The organism is Paenibacillus sp. CF095, assembly GCF_900101225.1.
Lineage (GTDB): Bacteria > Bacillota > Bacilli > Paenibacillales > Paenibacillaceae > Paenibacillus.
This window is the reverse complement of the sequence record NZ_FMZN01000001.1, coordinates 2,278,834-2,300,147: the sequence shown is the minus strand read 5'-3', so window position 1 is coordinate 2,300,147 and position 21,314 is coordinate 2,278,834. Positions and strand designations below refer to the sequence as shown.

At 43.6% G+C, this 21,314-nt stretch carries 20 protein-coding genes; 16 read left to right on the top strand and 4 right to left on the bottom strand.

Going from position 1 to position 21,314, the window contains the following annotated elements; all coding sequences use genetic code 11:
* Positions 1-63: 63 nt before the first annotated feature.
* The 4 genes from BLS69_RS09955 to BLS69_RS09940 all read left to right on the top strand — a co-directional run bounded on the left by BLS69_RS09955 (position 64) and on the right by BLS69_RS09940 (position 3,533).
* A complete protein-coding gene (locus BLS69_RS09955) occupies positions 64-816 on the top strand; it encodes a TrmB family transcriptional regulator (RefSeq protein ID WP_091030952.1) in 753 nt (250 codons plus the stop codon).
* Positions 817-943: 127 nt separating this feature from the next.
* Positions 944-2,107, top strand: a complete 1,164-nt coding sequence (locus BLS69_RS09950; protein WP_091030949.1) for an MFS transporter — start codon at positions 944-946, stop codon at positions 2,105-2,107.
* 218 nt (positions 2,108-2,325) lie between these two features.
* Complete coding sequence (locus BLS69_RS09945; RefSeq protein WP_091034926.1) at positions 2,326-2,892, top strand: sugar O-acetyltransferase; 567 nt, start codon at positions 2,326-2,328, stop codon at positions 2,890-2,892.
* Between the two features lie 38 nt (positions 2,893-2,930).
* Positions 2,931-3,533 (top strand): sugar O-acetyltransferase, encoded by a 603-nt coding sequence (locus BLS69_RS09940; protein ID WP_091034923.1) that lies wholly within the window; start codon positions 2,931-2,933, stop codon positions 3,531-3,533.
* A gap of 166 nt (positions 3,534-3,699) precedes the next feature.
* Here BLS69_RS09940 and BLS69_RS09935 read toward each other — a convergent pair whose 3' ends face one another.
* Positions 3,700-5,133: a glycoside hydrolase family 1 protein gene (locus BLS69_RS09935; RefSeq protein WP_091030946.1), complete on the bottom strand. Its 1,434-nt coding sequence runs from the start codon at positions 5,131-5,133 to the stop codon at positions 3,700-3,702.
* A gap of 379 nt (positions 5,134-5,512) precedes the next feature.
* Between BLS69_RS09935 and BLS69_RS09930 the strand changes: the two genes are divergently transcribed.
* Both BLS69_RS09930 and BLS69_RS09925 read left to right on the top strand, forming a co-directional pair.
* A complete protein-coding gene (locus BLS69_RS09930) occupies positions 5,513-6,481 on the top strand; it encodes a LacI family DNA-binding transcriptional regulator (protein ID WP_091030944.1) in 969 nt (322 codons plus the stop codon).
* 205 nt (positions 6,482-6,686) lie between these two features.
* Positions 6,687-6,980 (top strand): DUF3817 domain-containing protein, encoded by a 294-nt coding sequence (locus BLS69_RS09925; protein WP_036608336.1) that lies wholly within the window; start codon positions 6,687-6,689, stop codon positions 6,978-6,980.
* A gap of 79 nt (positions 6,981-7,059) precedes the next feature.
* Here BLS69_RS09925 and BLS69_RS32110 read toward each other — a convergent pair whose 3' ends face one another.
* Positions 7,060-7,197: a hypothetical protein gene (locus tag BLS69_RS32110; RefSeq protein ID WP_167350856.1), complete on the bottom strand. Its 138-nt coding sequence runs from the start codon at positions 7,195-7,197 to the stop codon at positions 7,060-7,062.
* A gap of 118 nt (positions 7,198-7,315) precedes the next feature.
* Between BLS69_RS32110 and BLS69_RS09920 the strand changes: the two genes are divergently transcribed.
* From BLS69_RS09920 to BLS69_RS09895, 6 genes are all read left to right on the top strand, one after another.
* Positions 7,316-7,660, top strand: a complete 345-nt coding sequence (locus BLS69_RS09920; RefSeq protein WP_091030942.1) for a thioredoxin family protein — start codon at positions 7,316-7,318, stop codon at positions 7,658-7,660.
* Positions 7,661-7,840: 180 nt separating this feature from the next.
* Complete coding sequence (locus BLS69_RS09915; RefSeq protein ID WP_076330992.1) at positions 7,841-8,863, top strand: LacI family DNA-binding transcriptional regulator; 1,023 nt, start codon at positions 7,841-7,843, stop codon at positions 8,861-8,863.
* Positions 8,864-8,980: 117 nt separating this feature from the next.
* On the top strand, positions 8,981-9,970 hold the full coding sequence (locus tag BLS69_RS09910; RefSeq protein ID WP_206105737.1) for an ABC transporter permease: 990 nt from the start codon (positions 8,981-8,983) through the stop codon (positions 9,968-9,970).
* Positions 9,971-9,986: 16 nt separating this feature from the next.
* Positions 9,987-10,874 carry a carbohydrate ABC transporter permease gene (locus BLS69_RS09905; protein ID WP_091030940.1) on the top strand — a complete coding sequence of 296 codons (888 nt, stop codon included), beginning with the start codon at positions 9,987-9,989 and terminating at the stop codon, positions 10,872-10,874.
* A 37-nt stretch (positions 10,875-10,911) separates the two neighbouring features.
* The gene (locus tag BLS69_RS09900; protein ID WP_176872652.1) at positions 10,912-12,555 is read left to right on the top strand and encodes a type 2 periplasmic-binding domain-containing protein; all 1,644 of its coding nucleotides are present in this window, start codon (positions 10,912-10,914) and stop codon (positions 12,553-12,555) included.
* Positions 12,556-12,577: 22 nt separating this feature from the next.
* Positions 12,578-13,927 (top strand): glycoside hydrolase family 30 protein, encoded by a 1,350-nt coding sequence (locus BLS69_RS09895; RefSeq protein WP_091030937.1) that lies wholly within the window; start codon positions 12,578-12,580, stop codon positions 13,925-13,927.
* Between the two features lie 110 nt (positions 13,928-14,037).
* Here BLS69_RS09895 and BLS69_RS09890 read toward each other — a convergent pair whose 3' ends face one another.
* Positions 14,038-14,445 (bottom strand): hypothetical protein, encoded by a 408-nt coding sequence (locus tag BLS69_RS09890; RefSeq protein WP_240767997.1) that lies wholly within the window; start codon positions 14,443-14,445, stop codon positions 14,038-14,040.
* 287 nt (positions 14,446-14,732) lie between these two features.
* Between BLS69_RS09890 and BLS69_RS09885 the strand changes: the two genes are divergently transcribed.
* The gene (locus BLS69_RS09885; RefSeq protein WP_143023567.1) at positions 14,733-15,725 is read left to right on the top strand and encodes a CgeB family protein; all 993 of its coding nucleotides are present in this window, start codon (positions 14,733-14,735) and stop codon (positions 15,723-15,725) included.
* A gap of 61 nt (positions 15,726-15,786) precedes the next feature.
* Positions 15,787-16,872, top strand: coding sequence for a glycosyltransferase WbsX family protein (locus BLS69_RS09880; protein WP_091030929.1), 1,086 nt, complete (start codon positions 15,787-15,789; stop codon positions 16,870-16,872).
* A 26-nt stretch (positions 16,873-16,898) separates the two neighbouring features.
* Here BLS69_RS09880 and BLS69_RS09875 read toward each other — a convergent pair whose 3' ends face one another.
* Positions 16,899-17,744: an AraC family transcriptional regulator gene (locus BLS69_RS09875; RefSeq protein ID WP_091030928.1), complete on the bottom strand. Its 846-nt coding sequence runs from the start codon at positions 17,742-17,744 to the stop codon at positions 16,899-16,901.
* Between the two features lie 122 nt (positions 17,745-17,866).
* On the opposite strand from BLS69_RS09875, the gene BLS69_RS09870 reads away from it, so the two are divergent.
* The gene (locus BLS69_RS09870; RefSeq protein ID WP_091030925.1) at positions 17,867-19,327 is read left to right on the top strand and encodes an alpha-L-fucosidase; all 1,461 of its coding nucleotides are present in this window, start codon (positions 17,867-17,869) and stop codon (positions 19,325-19,327) included.
* A 283-nt stretch (positions 19,328-19,610) separates the two neighbouring features.
* A complete protein-coding gene (locus BLS69_RS09865; RefSeq protein WP_091030923.1) occupies positions 19,611-21,029 on the top strand; it encodes an exosporium glycoprotein BclB-related protein in 1,419 nt (472 codons plus the stop codon).
* Positions 21,030-21,314: the final 285 nt, after the last annotated feature.

Below are 21,314 nucleotides of genomic sequence, written 5' to 3'. Positions count from 1 at the left end.
GAAGTTCATGCGTCTAAACTAGATAGATCAGACACACTAAGAAGGGATGCGCCGATCCAAACCATGTTGCAGAAATTCGGGTTTACACAATATGAAAGTCAGGTATACGAGGCTATATTTGCGCAGGATGAACCGCTTGATGCCACATCGATTGTAAATTACTCCAACGTTCCCAAAGCTAAAATTTATGAAGTACTTAATCGCCTGATCGACAAGGGAACGGTGCTGACAACGATGGATGGGAAGAAAAAACTATATATGGCTGTGGATTTACAGTCCATTATTCATAAGATCAAGGCTGATTTTGAGAAAGATATTGAGGAATTGAAGAGTTACAAAATCAAACGTACATTTACGGATGAACATATCTGGACGTTAAAAGATGAGTCGTCCATCGCATCGAATATCGAACAGCTTATCGAGGAAGCAGATTCATCGATACTTTTTCTGGCCTGGAATGAGCGAATGGAGAAATATCGTGAACTGCTGGAGCAGAAGGAAAGGCAGGGCGTGTACGTTGAAGTGCTTGCCGTTGGGGGAATGGAGACATCCTTAAACCGGATATACTCGTTGATTCCATTGCTTGATGCACCGGAACCTTCACAGCTGCTTATTGTGGATCATGCGTATTTGCTGTTTGCCGGTGTGGAGCACGATTCATGGCGAGCTATCAAGACGATGTCCAAACCGATTGTTAAAGCAATGACTGATTATTTCTACCATGATGTTGCCCTTACTCAGATTACCAAAAAATACGGTGACCAACTGTTACAGGATGCTGAAATCGAGAAACTGCTCACCAGATTGATTTATTAAAACTATTCTCTTGGAGGGTAGTTTTTTTTGTTATATTTTTGTTTGAAAACAATTATGAAAATAACTATTGAAACTTTCAATATTATGGGTTACTATCGTAGTTGTAACTTTTGAGGAGGATTCAAAAATGAATAAGAAAGTATATGTGCTTGCTATCGCAGCATTTGTGGTCGGAACCGTTGAACTGATCTTGGGCGGAATTCTGGACCTGATTGCTACTGATCTTCATCTTTCCCTGGCGAAAGCCGGGTATTTAATCTCTATTTTCTCACTTGTCTATGCGTTGTCTGCGCCGATTTTATTAAATATGACGGCCAGATTCGAGCGTAAAAAAGTATATATGTGTACGCTGCTTGTATTTCTAATCAGTAATCTGATCTCTGCGTTCAGTACCAGCTTTTATATGCTGATGGCAGGTAGAGCACTCGGAGCCGCAACAGGTTCCCTTATTTTTGTGCTCTCCCTGACCCTTGCAGCGCGCATTGTGGAACCACAGTATAAAGGACGCGCCGTGGGGATTATTACGATGGGAGGCAGTGCATCACTTATCCTGGGTGTACCACTTGGTATCTTTGTAGGTAACTTGGCAGGTTGGCGTGAGGTGTTTATGCTGATTGCTATTCTGACTGCAGTGGTTATGGTAGCCATCTGGATTGCAATGGACCGTGTGCAGCCTATTCCTGCTGTATCCTTGAAGAAACAGCTTACGGCTCTGTGGAATCCAAAAATGTTGGCGATCCATGCTACGACTTTGCTTGTACTTGCTGGTCACTTGACTTTATATGCGTATTTCACACCATTTCTGCAAGAAACACTGGGTGCCAGCGCGACGATGGTTACCTTTATCTATATGATGTTTGGGATCGCCGCTGTTGCAGGTGGAGGCATAGGGGGCATGTTATCCGATCGTCTGCACCCTGCTAAAGCAATAGTCATTGTGCTGATTCCCTTTATCGTGAGTATGGCTGTCATTCCGTTCAGTGTGGGCTTGCCTTTGATCGTCTTCTTACTGCTGTTAAGCATCTGGAGTGCACTGAGCTGGACGGTTACACCTGTACAGAATAGTCTCATTATCAAAACGTCGCCGGAAACAGCTGAAACTCTAATCAGCACCAACTCAGGTATTGCACATGCAGGTATTGCACTGGGTACCTATATCGGCGGCATGGTGATTGATCATTCATCGATTCTGAACACCGGATGGGTTGGTGCTGTTCTGATTTTGCTTGGTTTGGTGTCTGCCATCTATGCCATTAGCGTTAAGGAAAAAACCGTTCAGGCGGTTGCTTAGAATAAAGAAATTAGACAAAAAGCTTGAACCTCTGCATTCCCATAGTTTAATGGGTGTAGAGGTTTTTTGCTGTTTCGCTAGAGTACGCGTCAGTAGATTAAACCATTTTCATATCGAGCAAAACTTGCTTAATTCATGGTAATCTATATAATTAAAAGAGTTTTTAAAAGTATTATTTAATGTTGAATTACATGATGTGTATTGAGGGAGCGGTGATCATGACTACGAAAACAGAAAAACAAAAAATGCTGGATGGCGAGCTGTACTTGGCTTCGGATCTTCAATTGACTGAGGACAGAGAGTATGCAAGGAAAATGACGCGGACGTTCAATCAAACGACGGAAACGGACGGTGAGCTACGCACCAAGTTATTGAAGGAACTGTTGGGATCTACAGGTGAATACCTGAGTATGGAACCTAATATTCATGTGGATTATGGATATAACATTCATGTAGGCAATCATTTTTATACCAATTTTAACTGTACGATATTAGATGTGTGTGAAGTTCGTATTGGAGACTATTGCTTAATGGGGCCAGATGTACATATCTATACGGCTACTCATCCACTCCATCCGCATGAACGCAATACGGGTGCAGAATATGGCAAGCCAGTCACGATTGGCAATAATGTATGGATTGGTGGTAGAGCCGTTATTAATCCGGGGGTTACCATTGGAGACAACGTGGTCATTGCTTCCGGGTCTGTGGTTACAAAGGATGTTCCGGATAATATGATCGTTGGCGGTAATCCTGCTAGAATCATTAGAGAGATTGAGCTTTAATTTATTTTAGACAGAAGATGGGAAGTGCTTACGAAATGATGACTGAAAAAGAAAAATCCCAATTAGGGATTTTGTATAACGCCAATTATGATCAAGAGTTAATTGAAGAGCGTTTACATGCCAAAGGACTTTGTTACGATTATAACCAGCTCCATCCCGCCAAGATCAATGAAAGAGAAGCGTTAATCAAGAAACTGCTGGGGAAAACGACAGACCGTTTCCTGATTGAACAGCCATTTGTATGTGATTACGGCTATAATATTGAAATTGGTGAGAACTTCTATAGCAATCATAATATTGTCATGCTGGATGGAGGAAAAATAAGTTTTGGAGATAACGTTTTTGTTGCTCCCAATTGCGGATTTTATACTGCAGGCCACCCTTATGATGTTGAGCAGCGCAATGAAGGTCTGGAGATCGTTGGACCCATCACGGTGGGCAATAATGTATGGATCGGTGGCGGTGTGACAGTTCTTGCCGGAGTGACGATTGGAGATAATACGATCATCGGCGCAGGGAGCGTAGTCACCAAGAGTATACCGTCTGGCGTGATTGCTGCGGGTAATCCTTGCAGGGTCATTCGCAAGATAACGGAAGAAGACAAAACAAAGTACAGCAGGGATGTAGTGAAGAACATATAGTGAAAATATCATATTAGCCATTGAGAATGCCCGATGTTTATCATCGGGTGTTTTTTAATAAAATCCCCCAGACAGAAAACATGCCAAGGTATCGTATAACCGACACTTTTTCATGTGATTTGCTGGGGGATAGAATAATGTATCTGTTACATTTGCTTAAAAAACCTTAACGCTGCAAACTTTTCCCGTTACTGCTGATCACTTCTTTGTACCAATGGAAGGATTTCTTGCGATAACGTTCGAGTGTTCCTGATCCATCATCATGACGATCCACATAGATATAGCCATAACGTTTTTTCAACTGGGCAGAAGACGCACTGACAACATCAATGCAACCCCATGATGTATAACCCATAATTTCAACGCCATCTTCAATGGCTTCGCCAACCTGAACCAGATGATCATTTAGATACTGGATTCGGTAGTCATCTTCAACTGTTTTCTCGCCGTCAGCACCCGTGATCAACTCATCAACAGCACCAAGACCATTTTCTACAATAAACAGTGGTTTTTGATAGCGGTCATAGAACATGTTAAGGACATAACGCAATCCTTGCGGGTCAATCTGCCATCCCCATTCACTTGCTGGCAGATAAGGGTTAGGTACACCCCCAAGCAGATTACCTTCACCTGCGATTTGTTTCTCCGGGTCTGCTGTCTGACAGATACTCATGTAATAACTGAAAGAGATAAAGTCTACCGTATTCAGCAACATTTCCTCGTCGCCAGCTTCCATCTGAATCTCAATTCCATTTTCACGGAAGTAACGTTTCATATAACCAGGGTAGCGACCTCTTACGTGTACATCACCGAAGAAATAGTTGCTGTGCTCGAATTCCATGACTTTGATCATATCGTCTGGATTTGGTGTCAGCGGGTAGGTCGGCATACTGAGCATCATACAACCAATCTGTGCTGTAGGAATGATCTCATGACAGAGCTTCACAGCGGAGGCACTGGCTACAAACTCATGATGGATCGCTTGATACAGATCTTGTTTGCTAAGTTTCTCCTTCGACGTATAGATACCACCGCTCATGAAGGGTGCTTCAAGGATCGAATTGATTTCGTTAAAAGTAAGCCAATATTTTACTTTGTTTTTATAACGTTTAAATACGGCAGTTACATAACGCTCATAGAATCCAACCATTTTTCGGTTAACCCAGCCGTCGTATTCTTTGGACAAGTGAAGAGGTGTCTCATAGTGGGATAGTGTAACCAGTGGTTCGATCCCATATTTGTGACACTCGTCAAACAGATCGTCGTAGAACTGCAATCCTTCTTCATTTGGTTCCAGCTCGTCCCCTTTTGGGAAAATCCGGGACCAGGCGATGGAAGTACGGAATACTTTGAAGCCCATCTCGGCAAACAGTTTCACATCTTCCTTGTAGCGATGATACAGATCGATACCGATCAGTTTCATGTTATCTTCGGTTGGTTCTTCCGTGATTGGGCCCATGATACCTTTGGGAGCTACATCTTGAGTAGATAATCCTTTGCCGCCTTGATTGTATGCACCTTCAGCCTGATTGGCTGCAATTGCGCCACCCCACAGGAAATTTTCCGGGAATTGATAGGTTTGATTTTGAGAGTTAATCATGTGTATCGCTCCATTCATCAAATTGATTTTAAGAGGTTGTTCGAAAAGCCCGCTTTTGATTACAAAGGATGCCTAACGGCATCATCTGCATCGAATATGGCATTCAGCCGAAATAAGTGGGGGCTTACGAAGTGTGTTTCCTTCGGAAACATTGCGGTTGCTCACGTAGTTTTCCCTACGCTCTGCTACTCCATTTCTAGCTTCATCCCATCTTCTCGGTACTGAAAACCGGTCTTTTTGAACACGCACTTTAAGATGATTCATATATGACATAAAAAAAGCTTAAACGTTGTAACGGGTTACACGTCAAGTTTTACTTTTGACCCAGATCTGAGGCATACTATTATTCTATAGTTCGTTAGCAAGAAGGGAGTCTCCGATGTCCAAGTTTGATGAAATTATGAAGCGGTCGGGTTACTCAAAAGCGACAGTGTCACGCGTGATTAATCATTCTCCGCATGTTAGTGATGAAGCAAGACAGATCATAACGGATATTATGAAACAGTTGAATTATATTCCCAACCGGAATGCAATATCGTTATCTACAGGGCAAACAAAACAGATTGGAATTGTGACCTCTACCACAGGTGAGATCATTCTTACATTCATGAATCAATTCATTGATACAGCCATGGATTTTGGGTTTCAGACGATTATCTATACATCCCGTGGAGATCCGGAGATTGAATTGCAGGCGTTCGAAGATCTGCGCAGTAAACGAGTTGATGGTCTAGTTATTATTGCTTGTGTCAATGATCCTCGGAAATTAAAAGCTTATATGGAGTATGGGCCCATTGTCTCCTGGCAGCGAATGGGGAACGACGAGATTCCGTCTGTCGCGATGGATCAGGCAGAAGGGTATAAGTTAGCTCTGGAGCATCTGGTATCAAGAGGATACACCCGAATTGCCAATGCATTTGGCAGGGCTGAAAGTTTGAATACCCAGAGCCGCCGTAAAGCCTATGAATCTTTCATGAAGAGCAGAGGGTTGCATGTGTGGACGGAAGCATATCAATATTCCGTATTTAGCTCCTCCGACGGCGAAGAAGCGATGCGAAGAATGGCTGAGGGACCAGAACTTCCACAGGCCGTATTATGTTCGAATGATTATGCAGCCATCGGTATTCTGAGTGAAGCACGCAGACGAAATATTCAGGTACCGGAACAACTCGCCATTGTGGGGTTTGATGATATCGAGCTTTCCCGTGTTCTTGGAATCACGACCATACACAATCCGATTGCGGAGCAAGCCACCCAGGCTTTCCATCACTTGTGGGCTGTATTGGGTAAAACAGCGTTGAAGACAGAGCAGCTGACATACCAGCTGATTGAGCGTGAGACAACTTGAATCCATAAGACCTGATGTGGAAATCTGGTTTTATGGATTCAATAATTATTCAAATTTGAAGCATCTTCGAATCGGACACATACGATATACTGAATATGAGCTTCAGAACGACATATCTGTACGGAGATGTGGCGTGAAGTTTTTGTATCATGTTACAAGTTACATATTTCACAAACGATTAGCAGGAAAGGTGAGAATGGACTTTATGAAGACAGTGACAGGCCGATTCAGAATTGCGGGCATATGGGAGGGTGTATCCTTACTTCTGTTGATTTTTATTGCTATGCCTCTGAAATATTTTGCAGATATCTCTTCCGCTGTAGCCGTAATGGGCATGATTCATGGTATTTTGTTTCCTTTGTACCTAATTGCGCTAGTTCACTTGGCTCTGGTCAAAAAGTGGAAGATAACGCGTTGGCTGATGGGTGGACTAGCCGGTCTACTGCCGTTTGGAACTTTTGTATTTGAATCTTATCTTCGGAAGAGAGATTGGAAATAAAAATCAATATGACTAAATGAAAGCAGGCGACTAATTCAGATGTTATCCGAATTGTCGCCTGTTACTTTCTGTACAAGTACTACTTTACTGTACCTTGTTGACGATCAGACAATAAGCTGACTCCAATATCGCCAGAGGCATTCGACACAGGTGCATACGCCGAGAAGGAAGTAACAACTACCAGCGCAGTGAACAGAAACAAGAATGATTTTTTCATACCATAACCTCTTTCATATGGGGATATATTCCATTTGATTCTAACGCACATAGGCTATACTTGAAAAGAGAAAGTTTAAATGAGCAAGCTATTGAATGACTGAAAGGGTTGAGGTTCTATGAAAGATATTCATGAGTTAACTTCCATAGAAATGGTTGAAGAAACTATTCAACAACATGAATTGGTTTTTTTGTATGTATCTCGGCCAGAGTGCAGCGTGTGCCACGCTTTACTTCCTAAGATCAGGACGTTGCTTGAACCTTATCCATCAATATACCTCGGTCACATTAATGCGAACGAAGTGGAAGAGGTTGCATCCAAGTTTCTTATTTTTACCGTTCCAACAATGATCATGCTTGTGGAGCAGAAGGAATATATTCGAGCGGATCGTTTTGTGCGCTTGGAACGTCTGGAAGAGCAGCTGCAACAGATTCACTCCATGTATACCCAAGATGAGGAATAGATAGCTAAAACTTCATGCACGGCGGCTCATACATGAGCCGTTTTTTTGCGCCAGCAGTGGCATATAGCTATGAATAAAGTGCATGATGCCTGAACTCGCAAATTAAAGTGTTGCCATGAAAACGGTTTTATGATAATTTAAACATTATAAAAACGTTTTTATAGTAAAGGAACAAAACTTATGGCAAAGATAACGATTAAAGATGTAGCAAGGGAAGCGGGCGTATCCATATCTACGGTCTCCAACGCCTTGAATGGTGTGGATGTCTTGAACCCGGAGACAAAATCACATGTTCTTAAGGTGGCAGAGCGTTTAAATTATGTGCCCAATCTGAATGGCAAGCTGTTGAAGTCCGGTCAAACCAAAATGCTCGGTTTTTTCACTACAAGTGTATCGGGTCCGTATTTCTATAAGCTGGTAGAGTCGATGTCTCGCGAATGTGATCGTCTTGGGTATGGTTTGAATGTATTTGTGACCAAGGATAAACACGTTATTATGAGTAATATTCTGGGTCGGCGGGTGGATGGTGTCATTATCTACGAAGAGCTTCGGATTGATGAGCAAGATATTATCGCCATGGAGAAAGACAAGATCAAGGCTGTTTTTCTGGATCGGGTCTATCAGAGCGATACGATGGGAAGTGTCATTTTTGACTCGTATGTGGCGGCTTATGAAGCAACCAAGTATTTAATTGGGCTGGGGCACAAGAAAATTGCTTATATTTCGGGTGTGGACACGATGTTTGACAGTGTACAGCGTAGGGATGGCTATCTGGCTGCCTTGCGTGAATACCAGCTTCCAATCGATGAAGATTACATTATACAAGGGTACTTTGAGGAGGAGAGCACGTATAGTGCGATAAAATCTTTTCTTCATTTACACCCCGGCAAGCGGCCTGATGCATTTCTTGCAGGGAATGACTTGAGTGCAATTGGCTGTATGCATGCGTTGAAGTCTGAGGGCTTTGAAGTGCCTCAAGATGTTAGTGTCGTGGGTTTTGACGATATTGATATCGCACAGTATTTTTCTCCACCGCTTACAACGGTAAGAAATCAAATTGCAAGACAGGGTATCCTGGCAATCAATCAACTGGTGGGTATGATCAAGGAGAAAGAACAAGGGGCTGCACAGAAATTGGCGGGTGAGCTGGTGGTTAGAGGTTCAAGCCATGTGAAGATCGACCGGAAAGATTATCGTACATAAGCTGACTCATCTTCTCCGGTCTTTTTTTTACATAAATATAAACAAAGGGGGTTTTTATGTCGAAAAATAAAAACGTTTTTATAAACATACATGCATGATGGAGGGGAGTAAAAAAACGTGGATAAATTAGCCGTAGAGACATCAACCGGTAAAAATACGATCAGTCCCAACGGGAAGAAACCCATTGGACAACGGATTAAAGAATTCATAGTCGATTATCGGAGACAATGGGAGATTCAATCGATGATTATCCCGGGCATTATCTTTATGATTATTTTCTGTTATATCCCGATTTACGGTTTGACGATTGCCTTCAAAAATTACACGGTCATTGATACGCTGGCTACCGCTCCTTGGGTAGGGCTGGATAATTTCAGAATCATTTTATCAGACAAATACTTCTGGGATGCAGTTGTGAATACGCTGGGGATCAGTTTCTTGAAATTAGGTATCGGGTTTGTCATTCCGATCATTCTCGCGATCATGATCTACGAGTTAAACAGCGGACGATTCAAGAAGTTTGTGCAAACGGTTTCATATTTACCTCACTTTTTGTCCTGGATTGTACTTGGGGGAATGCTGATCACCTGGTTTTCAACCACGGGGTTATTTAATCAATTATTGCTTAGTCTGGGAGTGATCTCGCAACCGCAGAACATCTTGCTGGATGCAGGCAAGTACTGGTGGATTGCTACGTTATCGGATATTTGGAAAGAAGCAGGTTGGGGAACGATTCTGTATCTGGCGATCATGGCAAAGATTGACCCAACATACTATGAAGCTGCCAAAATTGATGGTGCAAGCCGTCTCAGACAGATCTGGAATATCACATTGCCTAATATGAGATCAATCATCAGCCTAAATCTGATTCTAACTGTAAGCGGTTTATTAGGGTCGAATCTGGATCAGACGCTGGTGCTCATGAACTCCCAGAACCGCGACAAAGCGGAAGTCATCAATTCGTACGTCTATCGTATGGGGATGTCTCAGGGTGACTTTTCATATGCAACGGCCGTTGGCTTGGGTGTCTCAATCATTTCTGTCATTCTACTCGTCACGGCAAACAAAATCACAAGCAAATTAAACGATAATCAATCTGTGTTGTAAGAAGGAGGCATCCCGCGTGAATGGAAAGGTGGCAAAAGAAGATCTAGATAGTCGGATCTTTGATACGTTAAACATGATTTTGTTAGTCATCTGTACGGTCGTTATTCTGGTTCCACTCTGGAATGTCATCATCTCTTCCTTTAGTTCAGGCAAGGCACTGGCGGAAGGTGGATTCATCTTCTGGTCACCGGAATTCTCGCTGGAGAATTACAGAGCGGTATTCAATGATCAGGGTATCTGGCAGGCATTCTTCATATCAGTTTCCAAAACAACGATTGGCGTTGTTACACATGTGTTCTTCTGTGCCATGGTTGGTTACGGTCTGAGCAAAAAGTACATAAGAGGCCGTAAATTATACGTTGCCATGGGTGTTATTACAATGTTCTTCTCGGGCGGCATGATCCCGACATACCTGTTAATCAAATCACTTGGCCTGCTTAACAGCTTCTGGGTGTACATTATCCCGGCGTTATTCAGCTTCTATGATGTCGTGATTCTGATGAATTTCTTCCGGAATGTCCCGGATTCTCTGGAAGAATCGGCCAAGATTGACGGTGCTGGGGATTGGCATATTTTCCTGAAAATCTTTATTCCACTCTCCATGCCTGCCATGGCTACAATTGCGCTATTTAATGGGGTGGGGCAATGGAACGACTTCATGACAACCAAGTTATACATTACTGATCAGTCACTGTATCCACTCCAGATGATGTTGTATGAGATTATCGTTCAGTCACAGACACAATCCATGCAAAATGTCGGGGGTTCGGCTGTTATTGAAACAACGACCAAAGGTGTGCAGCTAGCCACTATTGTCATAACAACACTCCCTATCGTGCTGATCTATCCCATCGTTCAGAGATACTTTATCTCGGGAATGATGCTCGGAGCGGTCAAGGAATAGGAGCAACAAATACCCCATTTTGAGGAGGAACAAAAATATGTTGAAGTTGAACAAGGCATCAGGCAAAAAAGGGATAAAATTGCTCGCAACACTGCTCACAGCCGTACTTATGATTACAGGTTGCAGTGGTGGATCGGGGGGCTCCAGTGAAGGGAACTGGGTATCCATTGAAGATCGTTATACGGTTGACCCGGAAAAGCCGGCTTGGCAGTTGGATAAAAAGGAAGAGGCTACCGACCTGACATGGTACGTCAATGCTGACTGGTGGAACACTGATTTTGGCAAGGACATTGTTACCAAGAAAATCAAAGAGGATCTGAACATTAATATTAAATTCATCACGGGTGATGATACCAAGTTAAACACCTTTTTCGCGGGTGGAGATATGCCTGACTTGTTGACGGTGTTTGACTCGAATTCTCCAGTGGTGCAAAAAGCTGCAACCTGGGCTATGCCGCTGAATGATCTGGCGGAGAAATACGATCCTTACTTCAATAAAGTTGCGGCTGCCGATACGTTGAACTGGTTCCAATTGGCGGATGGTAAAACCTATGGTTACCCGAACTATTCCAATACACAAGAGGATTATGATAGCGGAAACATTCCTGCCAAAACGGCATTTATCATTCGTAAAGATGTGTACGAAGCTTTGGGTAGTCCGGTCATTGGAACGCCAGAAGAATTCCAGAGTGTGATGAAACGAATTAAGCAAGAGTTCCCTGCGCTGATTCCGTTTGGATTCAACTCTATAGGTGAAGGAACAGGTTCACTCGGGGATACTTTGCAAGATTTCATCGGCGTTCCATTGGAGACCGAATCAGGAGAATTCTACGATCGCAATCTGGATGAAGATTACCTCACGTGGTTGAAAACATTGAACACCGTGTACAGAGACGGCAATATCAGTGATGACAGTTTTGCCGATGATGGAACCGCTTTTGAGGAAAAAGTGAAGTCCGGTAAATATGCGACCATGCTGCTTGACGGTACACCTCAACAAGGAGGAAACCTGCAAATCTACATGAGTGCCAATCCAGGCAAAGAATATGTTGCTATCGATGGACCGCAGAGCACCAAAGGTAATGCACCAACATTGAATCAATCCGGAATAACCGGGTGGATGATCAATTTCATCTCCAAGGATTGTAAAGATCCGGCCAAGGCCATTCAGATTTTCACATACTTATTAAGTGAAGAAGGCCAGACACTCATGAATTACGGGATCGAGGGGGAAACCTACCAAACCAAAGCCGACGGTAGTGTAGAATTGCTGCCAGCGGTGAAAGACCTGCAACTCAATAACGCAGATCAATTCAAAAAGGATTATCGGATGGGTGAATTTATGTTCTTTGGTCATGACCGCCACAAAGCACTCAGTGCAGATGCTTTTCCGGAAGCGATTAAACAGATGCAGGAGTGGGGCCAAGGCAAGCTGAAACCACATTTCATTCTGGAGAATATTAGCCCGGATCAAGGTACACCTGAAGCTCGTGCATTGTCGGCGATTAACACCAAATGGAATACAACACTGGTCAGTATGGTACGTTCCAAGGATGATGCCTCGTATGACAATGCACTGGCTTCTTACAAGTCATTTTTAGGTGAGAACCGTTGGGAAGAGATTGTGAAGGTACGCAGTGAAAAGATGAAATTGAACAAAGAGAAACTAGGTATTCAATAATAGAAATATGAAGGAGAATCCTATGACTACATTCAAAATGTACAAATCTACGGGTGAAGGAGATTTATTCGTGTCTCTATCCCAAGAGCAATTGAAACCACTGGATGCTGATAAGGAGACAACGACCATCCATCTGGATGATCAGCTAACGTATCAGGAGATGGACGGATTTGGTGCTTCTTTTACCGATTCATCTGCCTATTTGATCAACCAGATCTTGAGTGAGGAGCAACGGGATGAGGTCATGACCCGACTGTTCCATCCGGAGAAAGGGATCGGGCTGTCGGTCATCCGTAATCCGATGGGCGCTTCGGACTATGCGAGAACGGTATACAGTTATAACGATATGCCAGAACAGCAGACAGACCCGGAATTGACCCAATTCAGCATTGCACATGATGAAGGGGACGTTATTCCTTTAACGCAAAAGGCGTTGGCATTGAATCCTGAACTGAAACTTTTTGCATCACCATGGAGTGCACCCGGCTGGATGAAAACGAGCGGATCAATGATCACCGGACAGCTGAAGGTTGAATGGTATCCCGTTTATGCTGAATATTTCGTGAAATACATTCAAGCGTATGCAGAGCATGGATTACCGATCCATGCCATCACACCACAGAATGAGGCGCTTTATGAACCAGGGCACTATCCTGGTATGTTGATGCCAGCCGAAGCCCAAGCAGATTTTATCAAAAACCATCTTAAACCAGCCTTTGTGCAAAACGATATTCAAACTAAGATTCTCTGTTACGATCACAACTGGGATCAACCGGACTATCCCCTAACCGTACTGGAACAAGCGGGAGAGGAAGTTGACGGAGTGGCCTGGCACTGGTACGGGGGCGATGCATCTGCTCAAACGAAGGTATATGAAGCTTTTGCAGGTCAAGAAGTGCATTTCACTGAAGGTTCGGGTGGAGAGTGGATTCCGCCATTTGAGCAAGCCTTCTCTAATGTGATGCGAACGGGAATTCAGATTCTTCGTAATTACAGCAAGTCCTTTGTACTTTGGAATATGGCACTTGATGAGAACAACGGGCCAACCGTTCCGGGATTTGGCCGCAGTACGTGTCGTGGGATCGTTCAGGTGAATCAGCAAACAAAGGAACTTACGTATACACTTGATTATTATGCCTTGGCACATTTTAGTGCCTTGATCCGCCCCAAGGCTGTTCGGATCGAATCAACTTCCAGTGATAATGGAATTTGTTCTGTGGCTTTTAAAAATGCCGATGGTTCCGTAGCTTTAGTCCTCTTTAATGATGGGGAGGAGACGGGCAACATACAGGTTAAGCTGCGCGACGATGTATTGATGAAGTTCCAGCTGGAAAGCAAGAGTGTCTTGTCCGTATTAATCACAGATTTATAAATGAACGGAGTTATACCAGGCTTCATCAGAAAAGAAACCAAAAGAAGCGATATCCGGAGTGTACACGGATATCGCTTCTTTTGGTGAATTTCATCTGATTCAGGGCTATATTATACGGGTTGAATGGCGAGATGGGGTGTCCCACTACTTTCATCAACGAACAGTATATATTGATTGCCAGCAGTCCCTGTTAAGACCAGACCGGGTTGACCTGCAACACCAGGATTGTAATATCTGAGTTGTTGCAAAACAGGTAGGGAGACTGGAAGAGTAGGTTGATTAAGTGCCATTAATTGTGTAGCGGCCTTAACGCTATCTCCAGCTTCAATTACTCCGCCTACACCCAAATGGTTGACAATCGAGGAGCTGGCGTTGATTTGAAGGCTGCCTGCTACGGTCTGACTACCATTGACTTGTAGATCGACACCAACGGTTTGATTACCATTAACGTGCAGATTTTGATTTATCGTCTGATTGCCGGTGACAAGGATACTATCAAATGTTGGCAAAGATATCATCTCCTATACAGTATTCATATATTCTATGAGGACAAGATCTGGAATGATCCGGGTGGCCACACATTATATACTTGGGATAAAGCCCCTTTTGCAAAAAAAGAGTTAGCGAAACACTATTTCGTGCATATTGTAGGCAGAGAATGTTTTCGCATGGAACAGGAGGGTTTGTTATCCGAAAGAAGTCAAGAACGCAGGTTAAGTCCACGAAAAAGAAACGTTCAGTTCATGATGCGAACCGGTTATTCCTGAGACAGATGAATGTGGTTCTGAACAGGAAACTCAAATCCATGCGTAAACATATGGAAGTACAACAATTGGAACTGAATCAGCAATGGCTGAAAATGATGCAGGTGGGAAGCATACCTGCCCGAGAAGTGCCAAAAGTGATCTATAAAGAGTTAAATGTGCTTCTTATTACTCCTTGTAATGACCGAGAAATGTCATCACATTGCGTCCTGATTGAACAGAGTCTGAAACATCTCGTGAGAAATGTGAATGAGATTAAATATATCGAATCCGTGTCAGCCTGTTTATCTTCTTATGATGTTGACCTGATTATGGTCATCGGAAGCGAAGAAAACTTGCCGGATGAGAATATCACAGCATTAAGGACATCAACCGTGAAGAAGGCAATCTGGTTGTCTGCCGATCAACAGGTGAATCAAAGCGAAACTATTCTACCGATTTTTGATCACGTGTTTACACAACATTCAACGCAAATAAGCGATGATCAGCAGCATATGCGAAGCACTGGTAGTCATGAACTGTTCATGCCGCCTGATCCACATATATTCTGTCCGCAAGCTGTTCCCCCGGAGTATGAATCGGATGTTTATATCATCGGGGATGCAGAACCGGATGGCATCGTCACCGCAATTGCCAAATCAGGTCTTATGGATAACAAAAAGGTTCGGGTGGATGGAAAGGGTTGGGCACAGATCGGGGATTTCAAGCCTGTTCATACGAATGAAGCTCGTCAGATGTTATATAACGGAAGCAAACTGGTTATTCATAGTGGGGAATCAATCAAAAACGTGATGGAAATTGCCGCATGTGGGACGTTTCAGCTCATAGGCCCATCTGTGAATCAGAGCAACGGGATTGACCTTAGTAACTTTCAACAATACAACTCTTGTGAAGAACTCACTCAGAAGTTTGAACATTACTGGCAGAGTGTTGATGCAAGGAGACTGGCCGCTAGCCATGCTCTGGCATACATGAAATATAATCAATCCCATCTACAAAAAACATTGCGACTGCTGGATATCATTTTCATATAAATCATCCCAAAAATCACAGGAGCGTAGGCTGCATCATGTTGCTGCATTGGAGGAGTTCTGATTGAAGGTAATTGCTCTGCATCTGCCCCAATTTCACCGGATTGAGGAGAACGACCGATGGTGGGGGGTCGGTTTTACTGAATGGACAAATGTAAAAAAAGCCACGTCTTTATATTCGGGTCATTATCAGCCTAAGCAGCCGTTTCAGGGGAACTATTATGATCTTTCCGATCCAGATGTACGAAAGTGGCAAGCGGAAACGGCTAAACAGCATGGCATTTATGGATTTTGTTATTATCATTATTGGTTCAAAGGCAAGCGTTTGCTGGAAAAACCAGTGAATGAAATTCTGGAAAGTGGGGAGCCTGATTTTCCCTTTTGTTTGTCTTGGGCCAATGAGACATGGACAAGAAAATGGGATGGGCAAGAATCCGATATTCTCATGGCCCAGAACTATGGGGATCGAGATGATTGGGAAGAACATTTTAATTATCTGGTAAAAGTATTTAAGGACAAACGATATATTCGAGTGCAAGGTAAGCCTTTATTTCTGATCTATCGACCAGCGAGTATTCCGCAATGTGAGGAAATGATTCAGTTTTGGCGTGAATTGGCTTTGAAGCATGGCCTGAAAGGGATCCATTTTGTGCAGACCATTGGTGGATTCCCTACATTTAATCGTCAGATCTTTGATGCGAGTATGGAATTTGAACCGCATTATACGTTTGCACATGGACATATGAATGGAATCTGGATCGGAATGAACATCAAGGGACAGCAGCATATTGCTGTGAATTACGACAAGGTATGGTCCTCCATTCTCGAACGAACACCACACCGTAACGGAGAAATTGTCTATCCAGGTGCTTTTGTCAATTGGGATAATACACCGCGGAGAGGTGTTGACGGACAGAGTACGCTTGGGGCCACCCCAGAGAAGTTTGGGCTGTATCTGTCCAGACAGATGGAACGAGCGAGGACGCTGTACAAAAGTGAATATCTTTTTGTTAATGCCTGGAATGAGTGGGCGGAAGGGGCATATCTTGAGCCGGATCAAAACTATGGTTATGCTTATTTAAGAGAACTCAAGAAAGTAACTCAGCATGAATCGAACAGAAACAAGTCTATAGGAGGGAGTTCCGAATGAGGGAACTCTCTCTGCTTTGAGCTTATTTATAGACTATGTTTGGTTGTCAGTACTGTTTTTTGTTTGCGGTACTCCGTTGGAGTTAGCCCTGTATGCTTTTTGAACTGTCTGGAGAAATAGTACAAATCACTGAAACCGAGATGTTCGGCGATGGCAGTTATTGTGTTCGGGGTGCAGGCCAGCAACTCTTTGGCCTTATCAATTTTTTTGCCAGTAATATAGAGGATCGGAGGAACTCCGATCTGCTGCTTGAAGAATCGAATGAAATAATTTGGATGCATGTAGGCGATCTGGGCCAGATCCTGAACCGAAATATTCTCTTCGATGTTGGAATCAATATAAGCCAGAATGGTGGACAGTTTCTCCATGACAGGAACGTTAATAAAAGAGATCTGATCCAGATCCAGATTCATTAGATAGTGAGATAGTAACTCGGTCAGTTTGCTCTTGGCCATCATATGGGCATAGACTTCATCGGATTTTGCATATGTAAGGATACTGCTGAAGATTGCTTGAATCAACTCAGGTTGATCTATCGTACAGATGTGTGGGAATTTCAGAATTTGGAACAAATTGATTCCCCCAACCTTTGCGCTAAAGTGACACCAATATTTGAGAAAAGGACTGTCATTAATGGCAGAGTAAGACTGTTTGATCCCCTCTGGCATTAAAATAAGCTGATTAGGCGCAGGATAATATTCTTCATCCCCAATCTTGAGCCAACCTTCACCTTCACATATGAAATAAAACTTGCTGTAATCGGGTGTGTAATCAAGATCCCGCCAATCCGTATCGCACCGATTGTAGTTGACCATGAATAATTCGACTTGTAGATTAGACAGGTAGTTCGTAAGCAAAGTTTGGTGATTCATACTTTTCATCTCCATACAAGGTTATTATTGTCCATCTAAAAGTTAGTGTTCTGCATGTCTATCCTTCGGCCGTAGCACTACAATACAACTACAGACAATAACAGAAGGGATGAGAACATCTCATGGACAAAAACGAATATTTGCAACAGATTGAAGCAACGATTGAGAGTGGTAAATTCAAGGACAACTGGAGTTCGCTTAGCGCCTTTCAAGTACCCGAATGGTACCCAAAAGCGAAATTCGGCATATTCATTCACTGGGGGCTATATTCTGTACCGGCCTATGATAGCGAATGGTATTCGCGAAATATGTACATACAAGGCACCAAAGCTTATGAACATCACCTTGAGGTGTATGGACCTCATAAGGACTTTGGATATAAAGACTTCATTCCGATGTTTCGTGCAGAGAAGTTCGATGCAGATGAATGGGCAACGTTATTCAAACAGGCTGGAGCCAGATATGTTATGCCTGTGGCTGAGCACCATGATGGTTTTCAGATGTACAAAAGCTCTATCTCTCACTATAACACATATGAAATGGGCCCCAAACGGGATCTTCTGGGCGAGATGAAGGTTGCATACGAGAAGCAGGGGCTGACCTTATGTGTGTCGTCTCACCGCGCCGAGCACTGGTTCTTCATGTCTCACGGGAAGGAGTTTGATTCAGATATTAAGGAACCCCTTGAGCGTGGGGATTTCTATTGGCCTGCCATGCCTGAACCCAAGGATCACTTCGACTTGTATGACTCACCTCCAACTGAGGAGTATCTGGAGGACTGGTTGATTCGCTGCTGTGAACTGGTCGATCAATATCAGCCAAAGGTCTTCTATTTCGATTGGTGGATTCAAACGGTTGCGTTCAAACCCTATCTTAAAAAATTTGCTGCCTATTATTATAACAAAGGCGAAGAGTGGGGTGTGCCTGTAGCTATCAATTATAAACATGAGGCCTACATGTTTGGTAGTGCCGTTCCGGATGTGGAGCGGGGACAGTTCGCTGAGCTCAAGCCCTATTTTTGGCAAACGGATACAGCTGTCGCTAAAAACTCATGGTGTTATACGGAAAATAATAACTATAAAACGGCTGAGGAGATCATTCGGGATCTCGTCGATATTGTAAGCAAAAACGGAAATTTACTGCTGAACATTGGACCTAAGGCAGACGGCAGCATACCGGATGAAGATCGCGACATTTTGCTGAGCATTGGCAAGTGGCTGGAAGTGAATGGGGAAGCGATCTATGACACGTCATTCTGGCGTACGTTTGGCGAGGGTCCGACAGAGGTGAAGGAAGGGCAATTCACGGATGGGGATACGAAGATATTTACGAGTGAAGATATACGTTTTACGTTAAAAGAAAGCAGTCTGTATGCCACGGTTCTTGCCTATCCAGATAATGGGGTGGTGCAGATTAAATCCCTGAAGGAAAATTCTCACCATTTTCAAGGGGTCATTCAAGATATTCAGGTACTTGGCTATGAAGAACAGCCGCAATGGGAGAGAACAGCGGACGCACTGACGATCACAACAACAACTGTGAAAAGTAATGCGCCAATTGTTTTCAAAATTAAATTGGACTAATCAACAAAGATAAATTAACTACTGTAAATATAAAAAGGGCGCATCCAGGAGTATTGTACTCATAGGATAGCGCTCTTTAGGTTGGGCTATACACAGGGCTGACTTCCATGCAAAATCCTCTCCATGATAATGGATGCTGCTCCAAGCTGAAAACGGTAATTCGGAAACTTACTTATATAATAATCACGAAATTCTTTCTTGCTAATATACTGATATCATCAAACCAGTGATGTTCGCCTGTAATGGAATGATTGAGACTCACTAAGGAGGATCTGCAAAAAAGATGAAACCAAAGAAACGCATCAGATATGGTTGGAGCGGATTTAAGAAAAAAAAAGCTGAGGACTGTGACCATCCCCAAGAGCAGCACAAAGAACACCATCACGAGCACAATCATCACCACCACAATAACCACCACAATCACCACCATCATAAGTGTTTTGACAAAGAAGCCGAATTGCTTCTCAAATTAATTGGTGAGTTGAAGGGAGCAATTGTACAGGTTTTTGCCAATCCCACGCCTCACAATGTTTCACTTCTGATTGAGGTACTGCGTAAATTACTGGCTCTGGTTCATCATTCGGATTTGAAAAAGGGAACCAAGGCAGATCTCGAAGCGGTCTTGGAGCTTACCATTGTATCTGCAGAGGCCGTTCCATTTTCTCCGATCAGTGTGGGAACCAATTTGCAGCAATTGCTGGATGTGCTCCTATCTGTCGTTTTACAGGGGAATATCGATTCGGCTGAGAAAGATCAACTGGTCATTTTGATCCGGGCGACCGAATTGGCTATCACATCAGGGCTTAGAAACATAGGGAGTCAAGGTCCGGCAGGACCTGCAGGACCAGCGGGTCCTCAGGGCGTACCTGGTCCACAAGGCCCGGCAGGCGTTGCTGGTTCTCAGGGTGGTGTAGGTCCAGCTGGTACACCGGGAGCTGCTGGTGCCCAGGGACCAGCAGGTGCGACAGGTGTTACTGGAGCAACGGGTGCGGCAGGCCCAGCAGGTGGCGCAACAGGAGCGACAGGGGCAACGGGGAGTACAGGAGCTGTTGGGGCAGCTGGACTTGCGGGAGTCACCGGGGCAACGGGTGCAGCCGGAATTGCTGGGGTAACCGGGGCTACCGGCGCAACTGGGATTGCGGGAGTAACTGGCAGCACTGGTGTTACAGGAGCTACGGGTTCGGGCGCCATCATACCGTTTGCTTCTGGCGGACCTGCCATATTAACAACGGTTCTTGGTGGACTGGTCGGAACGACAAGCCTTATCGGTTTCGGCAGCTCGGCAACAGGAGTCAGCATTCTGGGTGGCACCATTGATTTAACGGGAACGATTGTCGGACCACTCATTAACTTTGCGTTCTCTGTCCCACGGGATGGCGTTATAACTTCCATTGCTGCCTATTTTAGTACAACAGCAGCCTTGGCCTTGGTCGGTTCAACGGTGACCATCACTGCGCAATTATTCAGTTCACCTACACCTGATAATGCATTTACTGCGGTTCCAGGGGCCGTCGTTACACTGGCACCTCCACTCACCGGTATTATTGCATTGGGTAGTATCTCCAATGGCATAACAACCGGATTGGCTATACCTGTGACTGCACAGACACGTCTTCTGCTTGTATTCTCCGCAACGGCAACTGGACTTAGTCTTGTGAATACCGTTGTTGGCTATGCAAGTGGCGGCGTGAACATTACATGATGAGATATAAATTTTGATATGAACGACATGAGAGTTCTCATGTCGTTCTTTTTCTTGATTTGAAATTTTGAGTATCAGGTCTTGGTTATATAGAACTACTACAAACTATTATTCATCAAAAACATGCAGGAATACGAAAAATAAGCTGAAATGTGTAAGCGACATGAGACACATAAAAGCATTAAATAGACTTATTTTCTATATTTTTCAATAAAGTGCTTGTATATATCGAATAATGATTTTATACTATACCAATAAAATCCAATTAAATTCCTAATCGACTAT

What these genes read in the sequence shown, in the direction of transcription:
- BLS69_RS09955 (WP_091030952.1), top strand. Translation starts at nt 64, where the DNA reads ATGTTGCAGAAATTCGGGTTTACACAATATGAAAGTCAGGTATACGAG.
- BLS69_RS09950 (WP_091030949.1), top strand. Translation starts at nt 944, where the DNA reads ATGAATAAGAAAGTATATGTGCTTGCTATCGCAGCATTTGTGGTCGGA.
- BLS69_RS09945 (WP_091034926.1), top strand. Translation starts at nt 2,326, where the DNA reads ATGACTACGAAAACAGAAAAACAAAAAATGCTGGATGGCGAGCTGTAC.
- BLS69_RS09940 (WP_091034923.1), top strand. Translation starts at nt 2,931, where the DNA reads ATGACTGAAAAAGAAAAATCCCAATTAGGGATTTTGTATAACGCCAAT.
- BLS69_RS09935 (WP_091030946.1), bottom strand. Translation starts at nt 5,133, where the DNA reads ATGATTAACTCTCAAAATCAAACCTATCAATTCCCGGAAAATTTCCTG.
- BLS69_RS09930 (WP_091030944.1), top strand. Translation starts at nt 5,513, where the DNA reads ATGTCCAAGTTTGATGAAATTATGAAGCGGTCGGGTTACTCAAAAGCG.
- BLS69_RS09925 (WP_036608336.1), top strand. Translation starts at nt 6,687, where the DNA reads ATGAAGACAGTGACAGGCCGATTCAGAATTGCGGGCATATGGGAGGGT.
- BLS69_RS32110 (WP_167350856.1), bottom strand. Translation starts at nt 7,197, where the DNA reads ATGAAAAAATCATTCTTGTTTCTGTTCACTGCGCTGGTAGTTGTTACT.
- BLS69_RS09920 (WP_091030942.1), top strand. Translation starts at nt 7,316, where the DNA reads ATGAAAGATATTCATGAGTTAACTTCCATAGAAATGGTTGAAGAAACT.
- BLS69_RS09915 (WP_076330992.1), top strand. Translation starts at nt 7,841, where the DNA reads ATGGCAAAGATAACGATTAAAGATGTAGCAAGGGAAGCGGGCGTATCC.
- BLS69_RS09900 (WP_176872652.1), top strand. Translation starts at nt 10,912, where the DNA reads ATGTTGAAGTTGAACAAGGCATCAGGCAAAAAAGGGATAAAATTGCTC.
- BLS69_RS09895 (WP_091030937.1), top strand. Translation starts at nt 12,578, where the DNA reads ATGACTACATTCAAAATGTACAAATCTACGGGTGAAGGAGATTTATTC.
- BLS69_RS09890 (WP_240767997.1), bottom strand. Translation starts at nt 14,445, where the DNA reads ATGATATCTTTGCCAACATTTGATAGTATCCTTGTCACCGGCAATCAG.
- BLS69_RS09885 (WP_143023567.1), top strand. Translation starts at nt 14,733, where the DNA reads ATGCGTAAACATATGGAAGTACAACAATTGGAACTGAATCAGCAATGG.
- BLS69_RS09875 (WP_091030928.1), bottom strand. Translation starts at nt 17,744, where the DNA reads ATGAATCACCAAACTTTGCTTACGAACTACCTGTCTAATCTACAAGTC.
- BLS69_RS09870 (WP_091030925.1), top strand. Translation starts at nt 17,867, where the DNA reads ATGGACAAAAACGAATATTTGCAACAGATTGAAGCAACGATTGAGAGT.
- BLS69_RS09865 (WP_091030923.1), top strand. Translation starts at nt 19,611, where the DNA reads ATGAAACCAAAGAAACGCATCAGATATGGTTGGAGCGGATTTAAGAAA.